The following is a 24495-nucleotide window of genomic DNA, read 5'->3' as shown; positions in this document are numbered from 1 at the left end:
AAGTCCACCGTCCCGTCGTGTGGTTGCCGTGGTTCCCCCTGGGGCGAGCTTAGTTTAGGTTAGCCTTACCTAAGAATCTAGCCCGCCGGCGTCGGAGACCGCTGTCACCGGCCACCGCTGTCACCGGAGACCGCCGGCACTGGAGAGCACTGGAGGGATCCCATGCCGTCGTCCAGACCGTCGCGTGCGCGCCGCGGCCCTGGCGCCCGCGCCGGAACCGGGGCCGCACGCGGTCTCCTGGCCGTCGCCGCCGCCCTCGCCGGACTCGCCGGGGCGCTGCTCCCGGCGGCCACGGCCCGCGCCGACGCCCGGGAGGTCCAGGGCGGCAGGCTCGACTGGGGCATCCGGTCCTCCTTCCAGAGCTATGTCACCGGGCCGGTGGCACGGGGGAGTTGGAGCCTGGAGGGCGGCGCCGCGACCGTCGGCGGCAGCCAGTTCCGCTTCCACTCGGCGAAGGGCTCCTACGACCCGGCGAGCGGCGCCTTCCGCGCCGCCTTCTCGGGCGGGGTCCACTTCACCGGGCACAGGACAGGATCGGCGTACCAGCTCGACCTGACGGTCAGCCGGCCCACGGTCGTCGTCACCGGCGGTTCCGGCACGCTCTACGCCGACATGGTCAGCAAGGAGAAGGGCACCGGGAAGGTCACCTCGGCCCGGCAGGTGCCGCTCGCGTCGCTCGACCTGTCCGGTATCTCCATGAAGGGCGGCACCGGACCGATCGCCCTCACCAACATCCCCGCCACGCTCACCGCGCGCGGCGCCGAGGCCTTCGCGGGCTACTACCCGGCCGGCACGAAGCTCGACCCGGTGAGCCTGTCGACGGACCTCGCGGCCCGCGCCGCCACGAAGCCGCGCGCCGAGCCGCCCGGGAAGCCCGCGGGGAACGAGCGCGAGGACACCACCGAGAGGCGGCAGCCCCGGACGGCCGGGCGCTTCGAGGACGCCGCCGTCGACTGGGGCGTGCGCCGTACGTTCCGCGAGTACGTCTCCGGCTCCCTCGCCCAGGGCGGGTGGACGCTGTCCGCCGGAGCGCAGGACGGCGGCGCGCTCTTCCGCTTCCCGCGCGGCGAGGGCGCGTACGACCCGAAGAGGCGCACCCTCGACGCGCGCTTCGCCGGAGCCGTCCGCTTCACCGGCAGGCACGGGCTCGACCTCCGCGTCGGCGGGGTCGCCGTCGGCGTGAAGGACGGCAAGGGCACCCTCTACGCCGACGTCAGCAGCGCGGACTTCACGAAGAAGAAGGCCCCGATCGTCACCTTCACCGCCCCGGCACTCGCCGAACTCAGGCCCCGCGACGGCCTGATCGCCGTCACCGAGGCGCCCGCGAGGCTCACCGCCGACGGGTCCAGGGCCTTCGGCTCCCTGTACAAGGCGGGCACCGCGATGGACCCCGTCTCGCTGGCCGTCGCCGTCGACGAGAAGGCGGAGCTGCCCGCACTGCCTGACCTCGGCTCGTCCGCGCGGGCCGGGTCCGGCAAGGCCGCACCCGGGAAGGCCGGGCGGCCGCAGGCGGAGGAGGCCGCCGCCGCGGAGGGCTCCTCCGACGACGCGTCACCCGCCCTCCTCGTCACGCTCGCGGCCGTCGCCGCCCTGCTCGTGGCGGGGGCGCTCGGCTTCGGCGTCACGCGCCGCCGACGTGCGGCTCGGGCGGGTGCCGGGGGCGAAGCGGGTGCTGGTGCTGGTGCTTCTGATGGTGTCGGTGCTCGTGCTCGTGCTCGTGCTCGTGCTGATGCCGGTGCCGGTGCCGGTGCCGGTGCTCGTGCCGGTGTTGGCGGGGCGGCTGAGGCAGGCGATGCAGGCGAGGCGGGCGGGGTGGCTGGGCCCGGCGACGGGTCTCCGGCTCCGCCACGGGAGTAGCGGCTCCCTCGAGGGGCGGCCGTGCGGGGCGCGGTGGCCCTCGCCCGGCGACACCCGCCGTCCGCACCACCGCCCCCGTACTCCCGGCCCGTACCTACGGGTCCCGCACACCCCGCACTCCCGTACCTCCGTACCCCCGCACTCCCGTACCCCCACCTCCCCATCCCTCCACCCCTCCATCCCCCGAGGAGAACCGACCATGGCAGCCATCCGCCGCCCCCTCGTCCACGCCGCCGCCATAGCGACGGCCGCCACGCTCGGCGCGAGCGCCCTCGCGCTGCCCGCGTTCGCGGCCGAGAAGCCCGCCGCCGGAGCGACCGCCGACACCGCCGCGGCCGACAGGCCCGCCGTCGGCGGGCCGCAGGCGCCGACCGTGTTCAGCCTCGCGGACGGCACCCTGGACTGGGGCCTGAAGAAGTCGTTCCGCGAGTACGTGAAGAGGGGGGCCGCGGGCACGATCACCACCAGCGGCGGTGCCACGCAGGCCCCGGACAACGGCGCGTTCACCTTCGGCGGCGCCAAGGGCACGTACGACCTCGGCAGTCACGCCCTGACGGCCGCCTTCCAGGGCGGTGTCCGCTTCGCCTCCACCGCGCACCGCTTCGACATCACCATCGCGGACGTGCGGGTGCGCACCCCCGGCACGACCGGTGCCATCCAGGCGGACGTCGCGCTCAACGGCGCCCGGCAGGACGACATCGACCTCGCCACGCTCGACCTGACCGGCCACCGGCCCGGCCAGGGCGAGGGCGGCACGACGGTGCTCAAGGACCTCCCGGCGAAGCTGACCGCCGCGGGGGCGAAGGCCTTCAACGGCATGTACCAGGAGGGCGAGGTGCTCGACCCGGCCACCCTCACCGTGAAGCCCGGCGCGCCCGTCCCGGACCCCGACCCAAAGCCGTCGCCGAGCACCTCGGCGACACCGCGCCCCACGAAGACCCCCACCGCGAAGCCCACCCCGACGGCCACGCCGAAGCCGACCACGGCACCCGCCAAGCCGAAGAAGGTCGTCGGCGGCACCCTGTCCTGGGGCCTGAAGGAGAGCTTCCGCCGGTACGTCTCCGCCGGGGGCACGGTCACCACGGCCGGCGGCGCCAAGAAGAAGACCAACGGTTACGTCTTCCCGTACGCCAAGGCCACGTGGGACGCGCGCGCGAAGAAGGTGAACGCCTCCTTCGGCGGGAGCGTGCGGTTCCGGTACAAGGCGCACGGCATCGACATGACCTTCGGCGACCTCAGGATCAAGGCCGCCGGCGCCAAGGGCACGCTGTACACCGACGTCAAGGCGCAGGGGCGGACCAGCGACAACGTGAAGTTCGCGACGCTCGACCTGTCCCGGGTCTCGTACGCGGCGAAGAACGACGTGGTGCTGCTGAGCAAGGTGCCCGCGAGGTTCACGGCGGCCGGTGCCAAGCAGTTCGCCAACGAGACCACCGGCTCCCCCTACCGCGCGGGCGACCGGATCGACCCGGTGACCGTCGCGCTCGAGCTGTCCGCGGGGGCGCGCACCGCGTCCGTCCCGGACGACGTGGACGCCGCGGGCTCCGGCGGTGCCGGCGCGGCGTCGGGCGGCTCCGGCGGCACCGGTCCGGCGGGGTCCGTGGGCGGCGGCTCCGGGTCCCTGGCGCGGACCGGCTCCGGGACGCCCTCGGGCGCGCTGCTCGGTGTCGCGGGCGCGGTCGTCGCGACCGGCGCGGGCGCCGTGTACGCGGCGCGGCGGCAGGGCCCGGGCCACGAAGCCCGGGTGTGACACCCTGACTCCCCACCTGGCGCCGCGTGGACCCGCGGCGCCAGGTGCTTGAATGCCCGCGTGACCGAACGCGCACCTGATGTCCCCGGCACCTCGGGAACCTCCCACACCTCCGGCGGCTCCGGCAGCCCCGGCACCTCCGACGGCACCGGCGTCCCCGGTGTCCCCGGTATTCCGGAGGCCCCCGACGTGCACCAAGGGGTCGACGTCCTGCGGGTCTTCTGCGGGCCCGACGGGCGGTACGGCAACGAGCTCGGCGTCGTCCGCGACGGCGGCCGCGTGCCCGACCACGCGGCCCGGCAGGCCCTCGCCGGGAAACTCGGCTTCAGCGAGACGGTGTTCGTCGACGACCCCGAGCGCGGGCACATCGACATCTACACCCCCAGCACGCGGCTGCCCTTCGCCGGGCACCCGTGCGTCGGCACCGCGTGGCTCCTGGACCTGCCGGAGCTCGTCACCCCCGCCGGGGCCGTCACGGCGCGCCACGACGGGGAGTTCACCTGGATCGCCGCGCGGCCGCGGTGGGCTCCGCCGCGGACGCTGCGCGCGTACGGCTCCGCGGCCGAGGTGGAGGCGCTCGCGGTGCCGCCCGCCGGGGAGTGGGTCTATGCCTGGGCGTGGGAGGACGAGGCGGCCGGGCGGGTGCGGGCGCGCGGCTTCCCCGGGCGGGACGACGGCATCGCCGAGGACGAGGCCACGGGGGCTGCGGCCCTGCTGCTCACCCAGCAGCTGGGCCGCGCCCTCAACATCACGCAGGGCCGCGGTTCGCAGATCCTCACGGCGCCCGGGCCGGGCGGGATCGTCGAGGTGGGCGGCCGCGTGGCCCTGCCCGCGCACCCGGCCCTGTGAGGCGGTCCGGTCCGGCCGACGCGGGGCAAGTAGTCCGAGGCGAGCGGGGCGACCGGGGCGAGCGGGGCGAGCGGCCCTAGGCGACCCGGGGGAACTCCTCGCCCAGGGCGCGGAAGACCGCCGTGTTCAGGGCGAACGCCCGCTTGCACTCGTCCACGATCCGGTGCCGCTCCAGCTCGTCCGGGACCACCACGTCCAGGCGGTCGAGGAGCTCCCGGTAACCCCGCTTGAACGCCGCCGGGTTGGCGATCCCCTCGAAGACGTAGAACCGCACGCCGTCCCCCTTGCGCGCGAAGCCCCACGCCTTCTCGGCCCGGCCCCGGATGATCTGCCCGCCGGAGAGGTCGCCGAGGTAGCGCGTGTAGTGGTGCGCGACGTAGCCGCCGGGCCACGTCCGCACGCACTCCTCGATCCGCGCCGCGTACGCGGCCGTCGCGGGCAGCGGGGTGGCCCGCTCGCGCCACGCCGGGCCGCGCAGGTGCGCGAGGTCCCGCTCCAGCTCGGCGACGCGCAGCAGCTCGGCCCTGAGGAACGGCCCGGCGACGGGGTCCTCCCGCAGGGCCTCGACACCGTCCTCGAGCGCCCGGTACACGAACCAGAGCTGTTCCGTGTACCGCGCGTACGCGTCCACGCCGAGGCGGCCGCCCAGCAGGTCGCTCATGAACGTCGACGTCTCCGCCTCCGTGTGCTGCTCGTGGGACGCGGTGCGGATCAGCACCGAGAACGAGGACGGTCCGGCAGGCGAGGACGGAGCGGTGGACGAGGACGGTGCGGTGGGCTGGGGGATCGCCGAGTCCATGCGGACCTCCGGGTGCCGAGAAGGGCGGGGAACCAGTGTGGCCAGACCGATCATCCGAGTTAGGCTTACCTAAGTCAACTGGTTCCCGACACCTTGTCGGCAAAAACGTTACGCGCCCCGCGGGCTCACGGCAGCGTGAGGATCTCCGCCCCGCTCTCCGTCACGACCAGCGTGTGCTCGAACTGGGCGGTGCGCTTGCGGTCCTTCGTCACGACGGTCCAGCCGTCGTCCCACATGTCGTACTCGTGCGTACCGAGCGTCAGCATCGGCTCGATCGTGAAGGTCATGCCCGGCCGCATGACCGTCGTCGCGTGCGGGCTGTCGTAGTGCGGGATGATCAGCCCGGAGTGGAAGGACGTGTTGATGCCGTGGCCGGTGAAGTCGCGGACCACGCCGTAGCCGAAGCGCTTGGCGTACGACTCGATGACCCGGCCGATGATGTTGACCTGGCGGCCCGGCTTGACGGCCTTGATGGCGCGGTTCAGGGACTCGCGGGTGCGCTCCACGAGCAGCCGCGACTCCTCGTCCACGTCGCCGACCAGGTACGTCGCGTTGTTGTCGCCGTGCACGCCGCCGATGTACGCCGTCACGTCGAGGTTCACGATGTCGCCGTCCCGCAGCACGGTCGAGTCGGGGATGCCGTGGCAAATGACCTCGTTGACCGAGGCGCACAGCGACTTGGGGAAGCCGCGGTAGCCCAGCGTCGAGGGGTACGCGCCGTGGTCGCACATGTACTCGTGCGCGATCCGGTCGAGCTCGTCGGTGGTCACGCCGGGCGCGATCGCCTTCGCCGCCTCCTCCATCGCCCGCGCGGCGATACGGCCCGCCGTGCGCATCAGCTCGACGGTCTCCGGGGTCTGCACCTCCGGTCCGGTGTACGGCGTCGGTGCGGGCTTGCCGACGTACTCCGGACGCCGGATGTTCCCGGGCACGGAACGGGTGGGAGAGAGCTCCCCTGGTACGAGCAGTGACTGGCCAGACATGCCAGCGAGTCTAACGAGCGGGGACGGGGCAGCATGGCGGGGAAGGAAGGAGCCGACATGCCCCTGTTCAAGCGGCGGACCGCCGGGAAGCCGGGCGAGTGGTACTACTGCCTGGAGCACCGGAAGGTCGAGGAAGGGCCCGACTGCCCCGGCAAGGACCGGTTCGGTCCGTACGCCTCCCGCGAGGAGGCGGCGCATGCGATGGAGATCGCGGCGGAGCGGAATCTGGAGTGGGAGGGGGACCCGCGCTGGCACGACGCGGCTGCGCCGCGCGGCGAGAAGGAGCCCTAGCGCCCCCACCGCTGCGGCTGCGGCTGCCGCTGAGCGCGGCCTGGCTGCCGCTGCCGCTGCGGCTGGGCGCGAGCCTTGGGCGGGGCCCTGGCGCGCCTGCGGCTGGGCGTGGGCCTTGGGCGGGGGCTCGGCTGCCGCGGAGTGCGGGCTTGGCTGCGGCTGGCTGGGCACGGGCCCTTGGGCGGGGCCCAGCCACGCCTGCCGCTGGGCGGGGGCTCGGCTGCCGCCGAGTGCGGCCTGGCTGCCGCTGGGCACGGGCACGGGCCCGGGTAAGGGGCCTGGCTGCCGCTGCGCCTGGGTGCAGGGCTTGGGCAGGGGCCTGGGCTGCCGCTGGGCGCGGGTCTCGGGCGGAGGCCCGGCCGCCGCTGCGCGGCCATGCTTGCCCGCCCGCCCACCCGTCACGCCCCGGCCTTGCAGGCCCGGCCCCGACGCGAAGCGCTCTCCCGCCGTGGTCGGGTGTCCGCCGCTGCGCGGCGGGTGTTTCCCGCCCGCTCACCCGTGGCACCCAGCCTGCTGGCGCGGCCCCGACGCGGGGCGCTGTCCCGCCATGGTCGGCTGTCCGCCACCCGCTGCCTGTTGCTCGGCCCCAAGCCCCCCAACGGCGCCGAGGTGCGACCCCAGCGTTCTGCTGAGCGGCACGTAGGGCGGCTTCAAGTTCTCGGCTGCGCCAGAGCAGGGGTCTGGGCTGCCGCTGGGCGTGGGTCTCGGGCGGAGGCCCGGCCGCCGCTGCGCGGCCATGCTTGCCCGCCCACCCACCCGTCACGCCCCGGCCTTGCAGGCCCGGCCCCGACGCAGAGCGCTCTGCCGCCGTCGTCGGGTGCCCGCCGCTGCGCGGCGGGTGTTTCCCGCCCGCCCACCCGTGGCACCCAGCCTGCTGGCGCGGCCCCGACGCGGAGCGCTGTCCCATCGTGGTCGGCTGTCCGCCACTCGCTGCCTGTTGCTCGGCCCCAAGCCCCCCCAACGACCCAGCGGTACCGACCCTGGCCGAGGTGCGACCGCAGCGTTCTGCTGATCGGCACGTGGGGCGGCCCCAAGTTCTCGGCTGCGCCAGAACAGGGGCCCGCAGCGGGTGCGGAGCAGCGCTACGCGTCGGGGCCGGGCCTGCAAAGCAGGGCAGGCACGGGTGGGTGGGTGGGAGAGAACCCACGACGGCGGGAAAGCGCTGTGCGTCGGGGCCGGGCGGGCGCAGCCGGGGCAGCACGGGTGGGTGGGCGGGAGGAAACCCGCGACGGCGGGAGAGCGCTCCGCGTCGGGGTCGGGCCTGCAAGGCCGGGGTGGCACGGGTGGGCGGGTGGGAAGGACCCGCGACAGCAGGGTTGCGCACCCCGTCCGGAGCCCCACGCAGCAGGGCCCCGGTGCCCGGGTCGGGCAGGAGCCCAGGGCAGGGTCAGGCGGAAGCCCGGTGCAGGGTCAGGCGGGAGCCCAAGGCAGGGTCAGGCCGGGGCCCAGTGTCCGGGGCTGCGGGCCCCAGGGTCTACCAGCGTGGGGGCGGTGGGGAGGTCAGGTGGTCCGCCAGGCGGGAGAGGCGGTCGCGCAGGCGGTGGCGGGGGCGGGCCGCGGGCAGCCCGTTCTCCCCGGCCGCCGCACTCACCAGGTGCTGGACGGTGTCCAGATCGAGCTCACCGGCCCGCGGCACGGTGAGAGCCTCATGGGCGAGCGCCCCCAGCTCGTCCGCCGCCGCGCTGTCCGCCCCGAGCGCGAAGACCGTCGCCCCCGCGCGCCGCGCGTCGTGGACGCGGGAGAGCAGCCCCGGCGCGGGCGCGCCGGGCGCCACCACCAGCAGCGTCTCCCCACGCCGCGCCGCCTCCACGCGGCCCAGCCCCGCCGACAGGTGCGCGGGCGCGCCGGGGCGCGGCCGGTGGCTGATCAGGGTCGGCGTCAGCTCCGGCGTACCGGACCAGGCGGCCTCGTCGGTGAGGTGCGCGGCCAGGTGCCACGGCTCGTACTCGGGCGTGCCCACGAGGAGCAGGCCGCCGCCGTGCGGCAGCACGCTGGCGCGCAGCGCCCCGGCGAAGCGGCGCGTGGCGCCCGGCCACTCGGTCCCGTCCAGAACGTCGCGCAGCAGCGCGACCCGTACCGCGTCCATGCGGCGCATCCTGCCGCACGAAGCCAGACGTACAGCGGGAGTTCACCCGGAATTCCCCCGGGATGGGGAAGGGGCGGGAATGGCAGTGGAGACAGTTGAGGCGTCCGTCCCGTTCCGGGCGGGCAGCGAAGGGTACGCCAGCTTCCGCATCCCGGCGGTCGTCGTCACGCACGACGGCACCGTCCTCGCCTTCTGCGAGGGCCGCGTCGGTTCGCAGGAGGACCACGGCAACATCGACATCGTGCTGAAGCGGTCCGCCGACGGCGGCCGCACCTGGGGCCCGCTCCAGGTCGTCGGCGCCAACGGCACCGACCTCGCCGGGAACCCGGCCCCCGTCGTCCTGGACACCGGCCGGATCCTGCTCGTGCAGGTCAGGAACGCCGCCAAGGCCACCGAGGACGCCATCCGGCGCGGCCAGGTCACCGCGGCCGACGGCCGCCGCGTCTGGGTGCAGCACAGCGACGACGACGGCCTCACCTGGTCCACACCCAGGGAGATCACCAAGCAGGTGAAGCAGCCGCACTGGCGCTGGTACGCGACCACGCCGGGCCACGCCCTCCAGCTCGGCGGCGGCCGGGTCGTCGTCCCCGCCAACCACTCGCTGCCGCCGACGGGCACCGACACCGGCACCGAGGGCCGCTACAACGGCGGCCACAGCCTGCTCAGCGACGACCGCGGCGAGAGCTGGCGCATCGGCTACGTCGACGACAACGTCGACGGCTACATCAACGTCAACGAGACCACCGCCGCCGAACTCCCCGACGGCCGCGTCTACTTCAACACCCGCAACGACTCCCCGGCCCCCGGCAACCGCGCCGACGCCCACTCCCGCGACGGCGGCGCCGGCCTCGTCAAGCCGTTCCGGCCGCAGGCCTGCCTGACCGGGCCGGTCGTCGAGTGCAGCGTGCTCCAGCTCCGCGACCCGGACCTGCTGCTCTTCTCCGGCCCCGCCGACCCCGGCGCCCGCGCTCAGATGAGCATCCGCAGGAGCGACGACGACGGCACCACCTGGTACCCCGTGCACACCGTCGACGGGCTGCCCGCCGCGTACTCCGACATGGCGCGCCTCGACGCGTCCACCCTCGGACTGCTCTACGAGACCGGGGACTTCGGCCCGTACGAGACGATCACCTTCCGGCGCGTGCCGCTCGACCTGCTCCGCTGACCGGTGACCGGGCTCGTCCCGCTCCGCTGACCGGGGACTCGGGCCCCGGTACACGCGGGCCTCCGGCCGCGCGGACCGGCCGCGGCCGCCGTACGCGCGGACGTAAGGTCTGACCATGACTTCCACGGAAAGTGTGCAGAAGGCCCCGGCCAAGGACCCCTGGGACCTGCCCGACGTGTCCGGGCTCGTCGTCGGCGTCCTCGGCGGCACCGGGGACCAGGGGCGCGGGCTCGCCTACCGGTTCGCCCGCGCCGGGCAGAAGGTGATCATCGGCTCCCGGGCCGCCGAGCGCGCCGAGGCCGCCGCCGCGGAGATCGGCCTCGGCGTCGAGGGCCTGGACAACGCCGAGTGCGCCCGGCGCAGCGACGTCGTGATCGTCGCCGTGCCGTGGGACGGCCACGCCAAGACCCTCGAAGCGCTCCGCGAGCCGCTCGCGGGCAAGCTCGTCGTCGACTGCGTGAACCCGCTCGGCTTCGACAAGAAGGGCGCCTACGCCCTCACGCCGGAGGAGGGCAGCGCCGCCGAGCAGGCCGCCGCCCTGCTGCCGGAGTCCCGGGTCACGGCCGCCTTCCACCACCTGTCGGCCGTACTCCTCCAGGACGCCTCCGTCGAGGAGATCGACACGGACGTGATGGTGCTCGGCGAGAGCCGCGCCGACACGGACGTGGTGCAGGCGCTCGCCGCCCGGATCCCCGGCATGCGCGGCGTCTTCGCCGGACGGCTGCGCAACGCCCACCAGGTCGAGTCGCTGGTGGCCAACCTGATCTCCGTCAACCGGCGCTACAAGGCGCACGCGGGGCTGCGGGTCACCGACGTGTAGCCGGGCGGAGGCGGCGGGCGGGGCACGTGCGGGCGTCCTGCCGGGCATGGGGGACACTGGTGCGGTACGTCCGCCCGGAATGCCCCGCGCTGTGAATCAGGAGCCGCACCCCATGCCCCGCCTCGCCCTGTACGCCCTCGTCGTCTGCGTCCTGTCCGTCGCCGCCGCCGTGGTCTCCTTCGCCAAGGGCAGCATGCTCGGCATCGTGTGGGTGCTGCTCGCGGGCCTGTCGTCCAACATGACCTGGTACTACTTCCGCCGCGCCAAGGCCGGGCGCGCGGCGGCGGAGGCCGCCGCTAGCCGGTGATCTCGGGGACGTCGGGGAGGCCCTGCCAGAAGCGGTAGAGCCGCTGGCCCCAGTACGTGTCCCACTCCTCGACGCCCAGGCCGCGCAGGATCGCGTCCACCGCGTCGAAGAACGCGTCGTTGACCTCGGGGATCCACAGGATGCCGAACACCGCGAGCAGGCCGAACGGCGCGAACGGCTCCACCTGGCGGCGGACCGCGTGCGACAGCCAGGGCTCGATGACGCCGTAGCCGTCCAGGCCGGGGATCGGCAGGAAGTTCAGGATCGCCGCCGTCACCTGGAGCAGCGCGAGGAACGCCAGCGCGTACCGGAACGTGTCCGGGACGCCGTCCAGCGCGTCCAGCCAGAACGGCGCCGTGCACACGAGGGCGAACAGGACGTTCGTCAGCGGGCCCGCCGCCGAGATCAGGCTGTGCCGCCAGCGGCCCCTGATCCGCTCCCGCTCGATGAACACGGCGCCGCCGGGCAGGCCGATCCCGCCCATGACGACGAAGAGCACGGGCAGCACGATGCTGAGCAGCGCGTGGGTGTACTTCAGCGGGTTCAGGGTGAGGTAGCCCTTCGCGCCGACGGAGATGTCGCCGCCGTGCAGGGCCGTCCGGGCGTGCGCGTACTCGTGCAGGCACAGGGACACCACCCACGCCGCCGTCACGAACAGGAAGACGGCGAAGCCCGGGTTGTCCGCGAACCCGGTCCAGGCGGCCCAGCCGCTCACCGCGGTGACGGCGGCGATGCCGAGGAAGACGGGGCTGACCCGGCGGTCGCCGTGGGTGTGGCCGGTCATCGTGCGGAACTCCCGGGGGTCGTGCGGTGCCGTACGCCCGGCGCGGGCGTCCCAGGCCACGCCACCCGGCGCGGCCTGCCCGACCGTACAGCAGGAGTACGGGAACGTCCGGGGACGGTGCCGCGGTTCCCCGGCGGTGGCCGGGCGCGGCCCGGGGCGGATCGCGGGGCGGATTCCCGGGACGGATTCCCGGGCGAATCCGGGGACGGTCCGGGGACGGGTCCCGGGATGGATCCGGGGACGGATCCTGGGACATACGCCGCGCGGGCGGAGCCCGAACTCGGGCGCGGGGCGCGAGCGGTGACAATGGGAGCGTGCGCTACCGCGTTCTAGGCGTCACCCGGGCCCTGCGCCCCGACGGCACCCCCGTGCCCGTCGGCGGCGCCCGGCTGCGTGCCCTGCTCGCGGCGCTCGCCCGGCGACCCGGGCGGACCGTGCCGGCCGCCGTCCTGGTCGACGACGTGTGGGGCGACGAGCCACCGGCCGACGCGCCCGGCGCCCTCCAGGCCCTGGTCGGCCGGTTGCGGCGGACGCTCGGCGCGGACGCCGTCGCCTCGGCCGAGGGCGGCTACCAGCTCCGCGCCGCCCCCGACGACGTGGACGCCTACCGCTTCGAGCGCCTCGTCGGCGAGGGCACCCGCGCCCTCGCCGACGGGGACCCGGCCAAGGCCGCCGCCGCGCTGGACGACGCGCTCGCCCTCTGGCAGGGCGAGGCCTTCGCCGACCTGCCGGAGCGCGCCGCGGAGGCGTCCCGGTGGGCGGCCCGGCGCCTGGAGGCCCGGCGCGCCCGGCTCGCGGCGGCCGTCGCCCTCGGGGCGGCCGAGTCGGCGCTGCCCGAGATCACCGCCCTGTGCGCGACGCACCCGCTGGACGAGCCGCTCCAGGCACTGCGCCTGCGCGCACTGCGCGCCGCGGGCCGCGGCGCCGAGGCCCTCGCCGCGTACGACGACGTACGCCGCGTCCTCGCCGACCGCCTCGGCACCGACGCCGGGCCCGAACTGCGGGGGCTGTACGAGGAGTTGCTGAACGGGGACGGCGCGCGCGGCGGAGGCGCGTCCTCCGGGTCCGCGTCCTCCGGAGCCGTGCCGTCCGGGCCTGCGCCTGCCGGGCCTGCGTCTTCCGGGGCCGTGTCGTCCGGGCCTGCGTCTTCCGGGCCTGCGTCTTCTGGGGCCGTGCCGTCCGGGCCTGCGTCTTCCGGGCCTGCGTCTTCTGGGGCCGTGCCGTCCGGGCCTGCGTCTTCCGGGCCCGCGCCTTCCGGCCCCGTGTCCTCCGGGTCCACGCCGTCCGGAGCTGGGCCTTCCGGGTCTGTGCCGTCCGGAGCCGCGTCCTCCGGAGCCCCGTCCTCCGGACGGGTGTCCTCCGGAGCCGCGCCGTCCGGGTCCGGGCCTGTCCGGTCCGTGCCCCCCGCACCCGGGGCGGACGGTGTGCCTCCGCCCGGTGCCGCCCCGGCCGCCGACGGGGCCCGTACGGCGGTCGCGGCCACCGCCCCACGGCCGGAGGAACCTCCGGAGTGGCCCGCCCGGCCCCCGGCCTCCGCGGCGCGCGGCAACCTCCGCGCCCGCCTCACCTCCTTCGTCGGCCGGGCCAAGGACATCGATGCCATCCGCGCCGACCTGGCGCGGGCGCGGCTCGTCACCCTGGTCGGGCCCGGCGGCGCCGGGAAGACGCGGCTCTCGCAGGAGGTCGCCGAGGGCGTCCGCGCGCCGGACGGGGTCTGGCTGGCCGAGCTGGCCCCCGTGGACGACCCGGACGACGTGCCCGAGGCCGTGCTCACCGCCCTCGGCGCCCGCGAGACCGTGCTGCGCGGCGCGGGCGCCGAGGAGCTGCGCGCGGCGGCGGAGCGGCACGCCGGCGACCCGCTGGCGCGGCTCACCGAGTACTGCGCGCCGCGCGGCATGCTGCTCGTCCTCGACAACTGCGAGCACGTCGTCGACGCCGCCGCCCGCCTCGCCGACCGGCTCCTCGCGCACTGCCCGGGCCTGACCGTCCTGGCCACCAGCCGCGAGCCGCTCGGCGTCCCCGGCGAGGTGCTGCGCCCGGTCGACCCGCTGCCGGAGCCGTTCGCGCTGCGGCTGCTCGCCGACCGGGGCCGGGCGGCCAGGCCGGACTTCCGGGTCACCGACGACCCGGAGGCCGTCGCCGAGATCTGCCGCAGGCTCGACGGGCTGCCGCTGGCCATCGAGCTGGCCGCGGCCCGGCTGCGGATGCTCACGCCGCGCCAGATCGCCGACCGCCTCGACGACCGCTTCCGGCTCCTGACCAGCGGTGCCCGCACCGTCCTGCCGCGCCAGCAGACCCTGCGTGCCGTCGTCGACTGGTCCTGGGACCTGCTCGACGCCGCCGAACGCGCCGTGCTGCGCCGCCTGTCGGTGTGCGCGGGCGGCTGCGACCTGGCCGCCGCGGAGGCGGTGTGCGCGTCGCCGGGCGGACCGGCCCCGGGTGAACCGGCCCCCGGCGGACCGGCGGCCGAGGGGCCCCGCGTCGACCCCCGGGACGTGCCCGGCCTGCTCGGCTCACTCGTCGACAAGTCCCTCGTCGTCGCCGCCCCGGCCGCCGACGGCGGCGGGATGCGCTACCGGCTCCTGGAGACCGTCTCCGAGTACGCGGCCGAGCGGCTCGACGAGGCGGGCGAGCGCGCCGCCGCCGAGCGCGCGCACCTCGTCCACTTCCGGGAGCTGGCCCGGCGCGCCGACCCCGAGCTGCGCGGGCGCGGCCAGCGGGCCGCGATCCGCACCCTGGAGACCGAGCACGAGAACCTGCGCACCGCGCTGCGCCGCGCCGTCGCCGCCCGCAACGAGCAGGAGGCGCTGTGCCTGGTGCTCTCCCTGGCGGGGTTCTGGCTGATGCGGGACCTGCGGGTGGAGGCCAGGCACTGGTCCCGCGAGGTGGCGGCGCTCGGGCCCGACCCGTTCACCCCGCCCGTCGCCCCGGTGACGCCGCTGCACGAGCGCTGCACCGACGCGCCGCCGCCGATGCGCCCCGAGGTGCTCCAGGAGGCCCGGCGCGGCGTGCACCTCGTACAGATGGCCTGCATGGACCTGGACCCGGCCACCTGGCAGACCCCGCAGGGCGCCCGGAAGCTGCGCGCCGTCCGCGAGGCCTACCGGCCGGGCCTGCCGCAGACCTGCCGGAGCCCGGGCACCATGTGGATCTACGCCGTCCTGCTGGGCGGCGACGTTGCGCAGGTCATGACGATCGTCGACGAGACGGTCGCCGCGTGCCGCGCGTTCGGCTACACCTGGGAGCTGGCCGGGGCGCTCCAGTGGCGCGCGAACATGCTGGCCAACCGCGTCGACTGGGCGGGCGACGCCCGCCGCGACGCCGACGAGGCGCTGGAGATCTACACCCGGCTCGGCGACACCTGGGGCACGGCCGAGGCGCTGGCCTCGCGCGGCGAGGCCCACGAGCGGCGCGGCGACTACCGGCGCGCGGCCGAGGACTTCCGCGCCGCCATCGCGTACGCCGAGGACCTGGGCGCCAAGGCCCAGGTGTCGCTCCTGACCGCCCGGCTCGGCGCGGTGCTCCTGGAGGCCGGTGAGACCGAGCGCGGCGAGGCACTGCTGCGCCAGGTGGTGCGGGAGGGGGGCGCCGGCCGCATGGAGGGGGCGCTGCCCGCGGCCCGGATCTTCCTGGTCGGGCTGCTCGGCACGAGCGGCCGGGTGGCGGAGGCGCGGGAGCATCTGACGCTGCTGCGCTCGGAGTTCAAGGCCATCGGCTTCGCCGTGTTCGAGGGCGTGGTGCTCTCCGTCGCCGCCTGGCTCGACACCGTCGAGGGCCGCCACGAGGAGGCCCTCGCGGGGGCGCGGCAGGTCCTGGAGAAGGCCGTCGACCCGCTGTCGCTGGTGGTGGCGCCGCAGTTGCTCGCCGGTCACCTGTGGACCCTGGCCCACGCGCTCGCCGCGACCCGCCCGGAGCGCGCCGACGCGGCCGCCCGCCTGCTCGCGGTGGCCGACGGGCGGCTGCCGCCCGGGCATGTGCCCACCCGCTTCGAGCGGGAGGTCCGCGGGGCCGCCGAGCGCACGGTCCGCGCCGCCCTCGGGGACGCCGCCTACGCCGCCGCGTACGCTGCGGGCGACGGCCTCACCTGGGAGGAGGCCGTCGCCGCGGCGGGGCTGTGACGCCTGTCGGCGGCGCCGGCGAGGTCACGTCTTCGTACGGAACTTGTGGATCGCGATCGGCGCCATGACCAGCGTCAGGGCCACCGACCAGCCCAGGGTCACCCACACGTCGTGGGCCACCGGCTGGCCGCCGTTCATCAGCCCGCGGGCGGCGTCCGCGAGGGACGACAGCGGGTTGTAGTCCGTGAACGCCTGGAGCCAGCCCGGCATGGACTGCGTCGGCGCGAAGATCGACGAGCCGAACTGCAGCGGCATCAGGACCAGGAAGCCCATGCCCTGGATGGCCTGGGCGCTCTTCATGACGACGCCCATGGTGAGGAAGATCCACATCAGGGCGATGCCGAAGGCCATGGCGAGCCCGACGGCCGCGAGCAGACCGAGCACGCTCTCCACGGAGAAGCCGATGATCAGCGCCACGACAAGCAGGATCGTGGTGGCGATCAGCATGCGCAGCAGCTCGACCACGATCTTGGCCAGCATCACCGAGGAGCGGCCGATCGGCAGGGACCGGAAGCGGTCCATCACGCCGGTCTGGAAGTCCTGGTTGAAGCCGGTGCCCACGCCCATGGCCATGTTCATCCCCATCATGGCCATCAGGCCGGGGATCACGTACTGGATGTACTCGTCGCGGCCGCCGCCGAGGGCCTGGCCGACCGAGCCGCCGAAGACGTACACGAACAGCAGCGTGAAGACGATCGGCATCAGCACGGCGTCGAACATCGACTCCGCGTCCTGCTTGATCCACAGCAGGTTGCGGCGCACCAGCGCGCCGGTGTGCCGGACGTGTCCACGCAGGCCTATGCGCGCGTCGGCCTGGTCGTGCGTCGGCTGCGGGGCCGGCGCCGTGGGCGGCGCCTGGACTGCGGTGGCGCTCATGCGGCGGCCTCCTCGTACTCGGTGGTCGCGGTGTCCGGGCTGCTGGCCCGGTGCCCGGTGAGGGACAGGAACACCTCGTCCAGGCTGGGAAGTTCGGTGGCGATGTCGGCGAGCGTGATGCCGCGCGTGGTGAGCGTGCCGACGACCGCGGTGAGCTGTTCGTCGCTGAGGATCGGCACGAGGACCGTGCCGGCGTCGGTGTCCACGGTGGTGGTGGCGAGGCCGGTCAGGCCCGCCTCGTCGAGCGCGGCGGCCGTCGGGCGGAGCTGCGCCGGGTCGGCCGGGCGGATCCGCAGGGTGCGGCCGCCGACCTTGGCCTTGAGCTCGCCGATGCCGCCGCCCGCGACGACCCGGCCGCGGTCGATGACGGTCAGCTCGCTCGCGAGCTGCTCGGCCTCCTCCATGTACTGGGTGGTGAGGAGCACGGTCACGCCGTCCTCGCGGACCATGCGCTTGACCTCGTCCCAGACCTCGTTGCGCGTGCGCGGGTCGAGGCCGGTGGTGGGCTCGTCCAGGTAGAGCACGGCCGGGCTGCCGATCATCGACGCCGCCAGGTCGAGGCGGCGGCGCATGCCGCCGGAGTAGGTCCGCGCCGGGCGCTTGGCGGCCTCCGTGAGCGAGAAGCGCTCCAGGAGGGCGTCGGCGCGCGCACGGGACTCCTTGCGGGGCAGGTCGAGCAGCCGGCCGATCATGTACAGGTTGTCGTAGCCGGAGAGCTTCTCGTCCACCGACGCGTACTGACCGGTGAGGCCGATGACGCGGCGCAGTTGGCGGGGCTGGCGCACGACGTCGTAGCCCGCCACGACGGCGGTGCCGGAGTCCGGGGTGATCAGGGTGGACAGGCAGCGCACGAGCGTGGTCTTGCCGGCGCCGTTCGGCCCGAGGACGCCGAGGACCGTGCCCTCGCGCACGTCCAGGTCGACGCCGTCCAGCGCCTTGGTCTCGCCGTAGTGCTTGACCAGTCCCCGTACCGAGACGGCGCTGCCGGTGCCGTCGGCTCCCCGTCGGGGCTTGTTGTGGATGTCTGTCATGCCGTACATCAGAGCAGGCGCCACCGACAATCCGCCGACAGATTTCCTACAGGCAAACGACACCGGTCACCGGCCGGTGCCGCGGCGGCGGGGCAGCGGCGGGCGGGAGAGCGGGACAAGCGGCGCGAAGCGGCGGAAAAGGCCGCCCGCGCACGGCGGGCAGCCCGCCGACGGGGGACGGTCGACGGGCTGCCGTTGGTGCCACAGTGGCTGGAAAGAGACCCTGCCGCGGGCCTGCCGGCCCGCGGGGTTGTGGGTCGTCCGGTCCGCGGGGCCGTGGGTCCGCGGGTGCCGGGGTCTCGGGCCTGCCGGTCCGCGGGCCCCGGCACCCGCCGGCCCGCGGGGCTAGCGCACCGAGTGCTCGGCCGCCGGGAACGCCCCGCCGACCACGTCCTCGGCGAACGCCTTCGCCGCCTGGCCCATCACGCCGCGCAGGTCGGCGTACTGCTTGACGAAGCGCGGCATCTTGCCGCCGGTGAGGCCCAGCATGTCCGTCCACACCAGGACCTGCGCGTCGCAGTCGACGCCCGCGCCGATGCCGACGGTCGGGATGTGCAGGGACCGGGTGACCTCGGCGGCCAGCTCGGCCGGCACGAGTTCGAGCACCACCGCGAACGCGCCCGCCGCCTCGGCGGCCTTGGCGTCGCGCAGCAGTTGGTGGGCCGCCTCGTCGCCGCGGCCCTGGACGCGGTAGCCCATGGTGTGCACGGACTGGGGGGTCAGGCCGAGGTGGGACATGACCGGGATGCCGGACTGCACGAGCAGCTCGGTCTGGGCCAGCGAGCGCTCGCCGCCCTCCAGCTTGACCGCGCCCACGCCCGCCTCCTTGACCAGGCGCGTCGCGGACCTGAGCGCCTGGACCGGGCCCTCCTGGTACGAGCCGAAGGGCAGGTCGGCGACGACCAGGGCGCGGTGCGTGCCCCGGACGACGGCGGCGGAGAGCATGGCGATCTCGTCGAGGGTGACGGGCACGGTGGTGTCGTACCCGAGATGGCAGTTGCCCGCCGAGTCGCCCACGAGCACGACCGGGATCCCGGCCTCGTCGAAGACGGACGCGGTCATCGCGTCGTACGCGGTGAGCATGGGCCACCTCTCGCCGCGCTCCTTGGCGGCGGTTAGGTCGCGGACCGTGATGCGGCGTGTGCCCTTGCCGCCGTACAGCGCCTTGCTGCTGTCGGTCGTCCGCCCTTCGCGGGCGGGGCTCTGGGCAGCCGAAAGCTGCGTCATCGCAACGGCTCCTTCTGTGTCTCGAGGCGCCCTGACGGCGTCCCCGGATCACGTCCATGGTGGCATCGCGTGCCGCCCGGAGGCTAGAGGGGTCTCTTTCGGTCATTCTCAAGCGACTCGGCGGCCGCGGTGTTCCCGGGTGTCCGGCGGGGAAAAGCCTGGCAAAGCCTTTCCAATACGAGACGGTCTCGTATCGAAATGTGGCTACGCTGATCGGCATGACCACACCTGCCGTCCCCGGCACCCCACGGATCCCGGAGGCCGTCCACAAACGCCGCTGGGCGATCCTCGGCGTCCTGATGCTCAGCCTGCTGATCGTCGTCCTGGACAACTCCATCCTGAACGTCGCCATCAAGACGATCTCCACCCCCGAACCCACCGGCCTCGGCGCCACGCAGGGCGAGCTCGAGTGGGCCATCAACTCCTACACGCTCGTCTTCGCCGGGCTGCTGTTCACCGCGGGCCTGCTCGGCGACCGCATCGGCCGCAAGAAGGTGCTGCTCGCCGGGCTCGCCGTCTTCGGCATCGGCTCGGCCCTCGCCGCGCAGTCCGGCTCGCCGCTCGAACTCATCGCCTTCCGCGGCGTGATGGGCCTCGGCGCCGCCTTCGTGATGCCGGCCACGCTCGCCGTCCTCATGAACGTCTTCGAGCGCGAGGAGCAGCCCAAGGCCATCGGCATCTGGGCGGCCGGCGTCGGCCTCGCCGTCGCCATCGGCCCGATCACCGGCGGCGTGCTGCTCGACCACTTCTGGTGGGGCTCGGTCTTCCTCATCAACGTGCCGATCGTGATCGTCGCGGTGATCCTCATGGTCGTCCTCGTACCGGACTCCAAGGACCCCAAGCCCGGCCGGCTCGACCTGGTCGGCGTCGTGCTGTCCGTGATCGGCCTGGTGCTGCTCGTCTACGGCATCATCAAGGGCGGCCAGCTCGCCGACTTCACCGACCCGGCCGTGCTCGCCACCACCCTCTCCGGACTCGCCGTCCTCGTCGGCTTCGTCTGGTACGAGAAGCGCGCCGACCACCCCTCCATCGACATCTCGTACTTCAAGAACCGCGTCTTCTCGGCGGCGATCACCGCGATCGCGCTGGTCTTCTTCGCGCTGATGGGCGTCACGTTCTTCTCGGTCTTCTACACGCAGAGCGTGCGCGGGTACACGCCGCTGGAGACCGGGCTGCTGATGCTGCCGCTCGCCGCCGCGCAGCTCGTCTTCGCGCCCCGGGCGCGGCTCGTCGTCGACCGCTTCGGCGTACGGGCCACGTGCGCCGGCGGACTCCTGGTGATCGCCGCGACCCTCGCCGCGTTCACGGTCTTCGACAAGGACACCCCGATCTGGCTCCTGGAGGTCGTCTTCTTCCTGATGGGCGCCGGAATGGCGCACATCATGACGCCCACCAGCGTCGTCATCATGCAGGCGCTGCCGCGCGAGAAGGCGGGCTCCGCGTCCGCGCTCAGCAACACCTTCCGGCAGGTCGGCGGCGCCCTCGGCATCGCGGTGCTCGGGTCGGTGCTGTCCACGGCGTACCGCAACGGCGTGGAGGGCGAGCTGCGGCTGCTGCCCGAGAGCGCCCGGCACACGGCGGGCGAGTCCATCGAGGCCACGCTCGGCGCGGCGGCGCGGCTCGGGCCGCGCGGCGAGGCGCTGGTGTCCTCGGCGCACGACTCCTTCCTGCACGCGATGCACGTCACCGCGGTGTGCGGGGCCGGGGTCGCGCTCGTGGGCGTGGTCGTCGTCGCCCTCTTCCTGCCGGGCAAGGCGCCCACGCCCCCGGACCGGGACGCACCCGCCCCGGCGGACCGGGAACCGGCTGGCACGCCGCGCTGACCCCCGGTGACCGGTTGCCCGGCACCCAGGGCTGCGCACACCCGTCCCACCGTGCGGGACGACTGCTGGCGGCGGGGAACGTCACACCCTGTGGGCACCCGGTCCGCCCGGAGGGCGGAACGGGTGGGCACGGCCCAGGTGCCGCGTACCGGTCGCGCCGGGGCCGGAGGGGAGCTTGGGGGCAGGGGGACTCCCCCTGCCCTCCCGGCCGGGGAAAATGGGCAGCCCCGTCCACCGCAGAGGAGTCGACACCGTGGAGCAAGCCCCCGCCGCCAAGGGCGCCGGCGTTCGAGGCCGGCCGAGGAGCGAGGCCGTCGAGCGGGCGATCCTGGAGGGCGTCATCGGGCTCCTGGAGGAGGGCGTCCCGCTCGCCGAGCTGTCCATCGAGCGCATCGCCCGCACCGCCGGCGTCGGCAAGGCCACGATCTACCGCCGCTGGAGCGGCAGGGAAGAGCTGTTCGTCGACGTCCTGCGCACCCTGGAGGCCCCCGCCTCCGTGCTGCCGGGCACCTCCATGCGCGACGACCTCGTCGCCCTTCTGGAGCAGATCCGCCGCCGCGGCCTGAACCTGCGCTCCTCCGCCTTCCTGCACAACGTGTTCGCGCAGATGAAGAGTCTGCCGAAGCTCTGGACGGCGTACCACGCCACCGTCGTCGAGCCGCAGCGCCAGCGCGCCTACGACGTCCTGCGCCGGGGCGTGGAGAACGGCGAGCTGCGCCCCGACGTCGACATCGTCCTCGCCCACGAGATGTTCGTCGGCCCCATGCTGGTGCGCACGGTGCTGCGCCTCGACGCGCCGCTGGACGAGGGACTGTCGGAACGCATCGTCGACACCGTTCTCGAAGGACTCCGGCCCGCCGAATGAGCCCCTCGGGGGGCGCGGGATGTTAGCGTGTCGCCCCCTCCAAGTGGCTCGCGACCCACGGGCAATATGCGCGTTTCGTCACAGAGTGCGGACCTCACCGGCGCATCCGGAACCTGTCGTGCGCCCCCGCTCGTCCTCGGGTCCGTACGGCCGTCCACGGACGGCGGGGACGACACCGGATCATCGCCTAGGGTTTCAGGGGCGGGGGACGGTGTGCACGGCAGTCAGTGAGGCGACGAGAGTGATGGCGCAGGCGTACAAGGCGGAGACGGACAGCGGCAGCTCGCGGCCCGAGCGCCAGGGCTCCCCCCTGCGCCGTTTCGTCGACGGCTGGCGGGGCGACCGCGACATCTGGCGGCGCGGCCTGGTCACGGCGGGATTCGCGGTCGTGATCGGTCTGGTGATGCTGCTGCACGCCCAGATCCCGAACGGCGTGGGCAACCTCGGCAGTCTCATCGAGACGTTCCTGCCGTGGCTCGGCGTCTTCATCCCCGTACTCCTGGTCATCGCCGTCGTCCGCAAGTCCGCGACCGCGCTGGTCGCCCTGCTGCTCCCGGTGAGCGTCTGGTTCAGCGCCTTCGGCGGCCTCATCACCGACAAGTCGGGCAGCGGCGGCGACCTCACCGTGGCCACGCACAACGTCAACGCCGACAACCCCGACCCGGCCGGCACCGCCCGCGACGTCGCCGCGTCCGGCGCGGACGTCATCGCCCTGGAGGAGCTCACGTCCGCGGCCGTGCCGACGTACGAGCGGGCCCTCGCGGACACGTACAAGTACCACTCCGTGCAGGGCACCGTCGGCCTGTGGAGCAAGTACCCGCTGTCCGGCACCCAGCCCGTCGACATCAAGCTGGGCTGGACCCGCGCGATGCGCACGGTCGTCGACACGCCGAAGGGCGAGGTCGCGGTGTACGTCGCCCACCTGCCCTCGGTGCGGGTCAAGCTCGACGCGGGGTTCACCGCCGGGCAGCGCGACGACAGCGCGAACGCCCTCGGGGAGGCCATCGCCGACGAGACCGTCGGCAAGGTCGTCCTGCTCGGCGACCTGAACGGCACGATGAACGACCGCGCCCTGAACGCCGTCACCTCCCAGATGCGCTCCACGCAGGGCGCCGCGGGCGACGGCTTCGGCTTCAGCTGGCCCGCGTCGTTCCCGATGGCCCGCATCGACCAGATCCTGGTCAAGGACCTCGAACCGGTGTCCTCCTGGACCCTGCCCGAGACGGGCAGCGACCACCTGCCGGTGGCGGCGGGGCTGGATCTGTGACGGGTGGCGTGACGGTGGGGGCCGTGGTGCCCCTGTTGCCCGCGTTGCCTGTGGTGGCTGCGTTGCCCGTGGTGCCTGTGGTGCCTGCGTTGGCCGTGGCGGCCGGGGGAGTGGGGGAGGCCGCGGAATACTCCGCCGGGGCCCCTTTGTTCCGTACGTGAACTAACGCATTAAGCACACCCCCCCCCCGCCACCCCCCTGATCTCCCCTGTCCCTCTTCGAGGGCGTTCCGGAAGGTAGTACGTCTCCATGCCCCTGGCCCTGCTCGCCCTCGCCGTGGGCGCCTTCGGCATCGGCACGACCGAGTTCGTGATGATGGGCCTGCTGCCCAACGTCGCGGACGACCTGCACATATCCATCCCGACGGCGGGACACCTGGTCTCCGCGTACGCGCTCGGCGTCGTCATCGGCGCCCCGCTGCTCGCCGGCCTCACCGCGCGCCTGCCACGGCGCCGGGTGCTGATCGGCCTCATGGTCCTCTTCGTCGTCGGCAACGCGCTGTCCGCCGCCGCGCCCGACTATCACCTGCTCGCCGCGGCCCGCTTCCTCAGCGGCCTGCCGCACGGGGCGTTCTTCGGCGTCGGCGCGGTCGTCGCCACCGGGCTCGTCGCGCCCGAGCGCAAGGCCCGGTCGGTGTCCCTGATGTTCCTCGGGCTCACCGTCGCCAACATCGTCGGCGTGCCCGTCGCCACGCTCATGGGGCAGCAGCTCGGGTGGCGCGCCACGTTCCTCGCCGTGAGCGCGATCGGCCTCGCCGCCATCGCCGCGCTCGCGCTGCTCGTCCCGGCCGACCACGGCCACGGGGACGCCGTCGGCCTGCGCGGCGAGATGCGGGCCCTCGGCTCGCTGCCCGTGTGGCTCGCCCTCGGTACGACCGTCGCGGGCTTCGGGGCGCTCTTCGCCGCGTACAGCTACGTCACGCCGATGCTCACCGACGCCGCCGGGTTCGCGGAGGCCAGTGTGACGCTGCTGCTGGCGCTCTTCGGCGTCGGCGCCACGGTGGGGAACCTGCTGGGCGGGCGGCTCGCCGACCACTCCCTGCGCGGCACGCTCTTCGGCGGCCTGGGGGCGCTGGTCCTCGTCCTCGCCCTCTTCCCGCTGCTCATGAAGGCGGAGTGGAGTGCGGCGGTGGGCGTGGCGCTGCTCGGGATGGCCGCGTTCACGACGGGGTCGCCGTTGCAGCTCATGGTCATGGAGAAGGCCGCGGCGGCGCCGTCCCTGGCCTCCTCCGCCAACCAGGCGGCGTTCAACCTCGCCAACGCCGGGGGCGCGTGGATCGGGGGGCTCGCCCTCGCTGCGGGCCTCGGCGTCACCTCGCCGGCGGTGGCCGGGGCGGCGCTCGCGGTCCTCGGCCTCGGCGTGGCGGCGGTGGCCTACGCGGTCGACCGCCGCCGCACCCCTGCGACGGCCCCGGCCCGGGTCGTCACCGGGGCGGTACCTCCCCGCCCGGTCTCCCACCGGGGCTGACCCCTGGGGCCCACCGACCAGGCACCGGCCTCCCGGCCCGGTCCCGCCCACCGCCCCCGCCCGGTTGGACCGCTCCGCGTGAAGCCCGCACTGGCGCAGCCAGGCCCGCACGGGTGGGCGGGTGGGAAAG

Annotated in this window: 19 protein-coding genes; 12 read left to right on the top strand and 7 right to left on the bottom strand. The window is 74.6% G+C overall.

What is annotated here, in order from left to right:
- The first annotated feature begins 162 nt into the window (after nt 1-162).
- The 3 genes from QK440_RS18860 (at nt 163) to QK440_RS18850 (ending at nt 4456) form a co-directional block, all read left to right on the top strand.
- Complete coding sequence (locus QK440_RS18860) at nt 163-1857, top strand: HtaA domain-containing protein (RefSeq protein WP_282794293.1); 1695 nt, start codon at nt 163-165, stop codon at nt 1855-1857.
- Between the two features lie 199 nt (nt 1858-2056).
- The gene (locus tag QK440_RS18855) at nt 2057-3607 is read left to right on the top strand and encodes an HtaA domain-containing protein (protein WP_282794292.1); all 1551 of its coding nucleotides are present in this window, start codon (nt 2057-2059) and stop codon (nt 3605-3607) included.
- Nucleotides 3608-3796: 189 nt separating this feature from the next.
- Entirely contained in the window at nt 3797-4456 is a 660-nt protein-coding gene (locus QK440_RS18850; RefSeq protein WP_282794305.1) for a PhzF family phenazine biosynthesis protein, read from the top strand.
- Between the two features lie 76 nt (nt 4457-4532).
- On the opposite strand, the gene QK440_RS18845 is transcribed toward QK440_RS18850, so the two are convergent.
- The gene (locus QK440_RS18845; protein WP_282794291.1) at nt 4533-5255 is read right to left on the bottom strand and encodes a biliverdin-producing heme oxygenase; all 723 of its coding nucleotides are present in this window, start codon (nt 5253-5255) and stop codon (nt 4533-4535) included.
- 125 nt (nt 5256-5380) lie between these two features.
- On the bottom strand, nt 5381-6238 hold the full coding sequence (gene map / locus QK440_RS18840) for a type I methionyl aminopeptidase (RefSeq protein WP_282794290.1): 858 nt from the start codon (nt 6236-6238) through the stop codon (nt 5381-5383).
- A gap of 57 nt (nt 6239-6295) precedes the next feature.
- On the opposite strand from map, the gene QK440_RS18835 reads away from it, so the two are divergent.
- Entirely contained in the window at nt 6296-6529 is a 234-nt protein-coding gene (locus tag QK440_RS18835; RefSeq protein ID WP_282794289.1) for a hypothetical protein, read from the top strand.
- Between the two features lie 1474 nt (nt 6530-8003).
- Here QK440_RS18835 and QK440_RS18830 read toward each other — a convergent pair.
- Nucleotides 8004-8615: a hypothetical protein gene (locus QK440_RS18830; protein ID WP_282794288.1), complete on the bottom strand. Its 612-nt coding sequence runs from the start codon at nt 8613-8615 to the stop codon at nt 8004-8006.
- Between the two features lie 79 nt (nt 8616-8694).
- Here QK440_RS18830 and QK440_RS18825 point away from each other — a divergent pair, with 79 nt between their 5' ends.
- The 3 genes from QK440_RS18825 to QK440_RS18815 all read left to right on the top strand — a co-directional run bounded on the left by QK440_RS18825 (nt 8695) and on the right by QK440_RS18815 (nt 10907).
- Nucleotides 8695-9780: a sialidase family protein gene (locus QK440_RS18825; protein WP_282794287.1), complete on the top strand. Its 1086-nt coding sequence runs from the start codon at nt 8695-8697 to the stop codon at nt 9778-9780.
- A 115-nt stretch (nt 9781-9895) separates the two neighbouring features.
- A complete protein-coding gene (npdG, locus tag QK440_RS18820; protein ID WP_190136405.1) occupies nt 9896-10600 on the top strand; it encodes an NADPH-dependent F420 reductase in 705 nt (234 codons plus the stop codon).
- Between the two features lie 46 nt (nt 10601-10646).
- Nucleotides 10647-10907: a hypothetical protein gene (locus QK440_RS18815; protein WP_282794286.1), complete on the top strand. Its 261-nt coding sequence runs from the start codon at nt 10647-10649 to the stop codon at nt 10905-10907.
- Here the strand turns inward: QK440_RS18815 and QK440_RS18810 are convergent.
- Nucleotides 10897-11691 carry a site-2 protease family protein gene (locus tag QK440_RS18810; protein ID WP_282794304.1) on the bottom strand — a complete coding sequence of 265 codons (795 nt, stop codon included), beginning with the start codon at nt 11689-11691 and terminating at the stop codon, nt 10897-10899. The two genes, QK440_RS18815 and QK440_RS18810, sit on opposite strands and share 11 nt — an antisense overlap.
- 314 nt (nt 11692-12005) lie before the next feature.
- Here QK440_RS18810 and QK440_RS18805 point away from each other — a divergent pair, with 314 nt between their 5' ends.
- Nucleotides 12006-15809: a BTAD domain-containing putative transcriptional regulator gene (locus tag QK440_RS18805; protein WP_282794285.1), complete on the top strand. Its 3804-nt coding sequence runs from the start codon at nt 12006-12008 to the stop codon at nt 15807-15809.
- A gap of 24 nt (nt 15810-15833) precedes the next feature.
- Here QK440_RS18805 and QK440_RS18800 read toward each other — a convergent pair whose 3' ends face one another.
- The 3 genes from QK440_RS18800 to panB all read right to left on the bottom strand — a co-directional run bounded on the left by QK440_RS18800 (nt 15834) and on the right by panB (nt 18943).
- A complete protein-coding gene (locus tag QK440_RS18800; protein WP_282794284.1) occupies nt 15834-16685 on the bottom strand; it encodes an ABC transporter permease in 852 nt (283 codons plus the stop codon).
- Nucleotides 16682-17725 (bottom strand): ATP-binding cassette domain-containing protein, encoded by a 1044-nt coding sequence (locus QK440_RS18795; protein ID WP_282794283.1) that lies wholly within the window; start codon nt 17723-17725, stop codon nt 16682-16684. The genes QK440_RS18800 and QK440_RS18795 overlap by 4 nt, the downstream gene beginning before the upstream one ends.
- A 336-nt stretch (nt 17726-18061) precedes the next feature.
- Nucleotides 18062-18943 carry a 3-methyl-2-oxobutanoate hydroxymethyltransferase gene (gene panB / locus QK440_RS18790; protein WP_282794282.1) on the bottom strand — a complete coding sequence of 294 codons (882 nt, stop codon included), beginning with the start codon at nt 18941-18943 and terminating at the stop codon, nt 18062-18064.
- A 218-nt stretch (nt 18944-19161) separates the two neighbouring features.
- On the opposite strand from panB, the gene QK440_RS18785 reads away from it, so the two are divergent.
- From QK440_RS18785 to QK440_RS18770, 4 genes are all read left to right on the top strand, one after another.
- Nucleotides 19162-20766, top strand: a complete 1605-nt coding sequence (locus tag QK440_RS18785; RefSeq protein ID WP_282794281.1) for an MFS transporter — start codon at nt 19162-19164, stop codon at nt 20764-20766.
- 253 nt (nt 20767-21019) lie between these two features.
- Entirely contained in the window at nt 21020-21631 is a 612-nt protein-coding gene (locus tag QK440_RS18780; RefSeq protein WP_282794280.1) for a TetR/AcrR family transcriptional regulator, read from the top strand.
- A 241-nt stretch (nt 21632-21872) separates the two neighbouring features.
- Nucleotides 21873-22898 carry an endonuclease/exonuclease/phosphatase family protein gene (locus QK440_RS18775; protein ID WP_282794279.1) on the top strand — a complete coding sequence of 342 codons (1026 nt, stop codon included), beginning with the start codon at nt 21873-21875 and terminating at the stop codon, nt 22896-22898.
- 249 nt (nt 22899-23147) lie between these two features.
- Nucleotides 23148-24365 (top strand): MFS transporter, encoded by a 1218-nt coding sequence (locus tag QK440_RS18770; protein ID WP_282794278.1) that lies wholly within the window; start codon nt 23148-23150, stop codon nt 24363-24365.
- Nucleotides 24366-24495: the final 130 nt, after the last annotated feature.

Origin of the sequence: Streptomyces sp. CC224B (genome assembly GCF_030010595.1) — a bacterium.
Taxonomy (GTDB): Bacteria; Actinomycetota; Actinomycetes; order Streptomycetales; family Streptomycetaceae; genus Streptomyces; species Streptomyces longispororuber.
This window is presented reverse-complemented; position numbering and strand designations above follow the sequence as displayed.

What these genes read in the sequence shown, in the direction of transcription:
- QK440_RS18785 (WP_282794281.1), top strand. Translation starts at nt 19,162, where the DNA reads ATGACCACACCTGCCGTCCCCGGCACCCCACGGATCCCGGAGGCCGTC.
- QK440_RS18810 (WP_282794304.1), bottom strand. Translation starts at nt 11,691, where the DNA reads ATGACCGGCCACACCCACGGCGACCGCCGGGTCAGCCCCGTCTTCCTC.
- QK440_RS18800 (WP_282794284.1), bottom strand. Translation starts at nt 16,685, where the DNA reads ATGAGCGCCACCGCAGTCCAGGCGCCGCCCACGGCGCCGGCCCCGCAG.
- QK440_RS18815 (WP_282794286.1), top strand. Translation starts at nt 10,647, where the DNA reads ATGGGGGACACTGGTGCGGTACGTCCGCCCGGAATGCCCCGCGCTGTG.
- QK440_RS18825 (WP_282794287.1), top strand. Translation starts at nt 8,695, where the DNA reads ATGGCAGTGGAGACAGTTGAGGCGTCCGTCCCGTTCCGGGCGGGCAGC.
- npdG (WP_190136405.1), top strand. Translation starts at nt 9,896, where the DNA reads ATGACTTCCACGGAAAGTGTGCAGAAGGCCCCGGCCAAGGACCCCTGG.
- QK440_RS18795 (WP_282794283.1), bottom strand. Translation starts at nt 17,725, where the DNA reads ATGTACGGCATGACAGACATCCACAACAAGCCCCGACGGGGAGCCGAC.
- QK440_RS18830 (WP_282794288.1), bottom strand. Translation starts at nt 8,615, where the DNA reads ATGGACGCGGTACGGGTCGCGCTGCTGCGCGACGTTCTGGACGGGACC.
- map (WP_282794290.1), bottom strand. Translation starts at nt 6,238, where the DNA reads ATGTCTGGCCAGTCACTGCTCGTACCAGGGGAGCTCTCTCCCACCCGT.
- QK440_RS18835 (WP_282794289.1), top strand. Translation starts at nt 6,296, where the DNA reads ATGCCCCTGTTCAAGCGGCGGACCGCCGGGAAGCCGGGCGAGTGGTAC.
- panB (WP_282794282.1), bottom strand. Translation starts at nt 18,943, where the DNA reads ATGACGCAGCTTTCGGCTGCCCAGAGCCCCGCCCGCGAAGGGCGGACG.
- QK440_RS18770 (WP_282794278.1), top strand. Translation starts at nt 23,148, where the DNA reads ATGCCCCTGGCCCTGCTCGCCCTCGCCGTGGGCGCCTTCGGCATCGGC.
- QK440_RS18855 (WP_282794292.1), top strand. Translation starts at nt 2,057, where the DNA reads ATGGCAGCCATCCGCCGCCCCCTCGTCCACGCCGCCGCCATAGCGACG.
- QK440_RS18860 (WP_282794293.1), top strand. Translation starts at nt 163, where the DNA reads ATGCCGTCGTCCAGACCGTCGCGTGCGCGCCGCGGCCCTGGCGCCCGC.
- QK440_RS18845 (WP_282794291.1), bottom strand. Translation starts at nt 5,255, where the DNA reads ATGGACTCGGCGATCCCCCAGCCCACCGCACCGTCCTCGTCCACCGCT.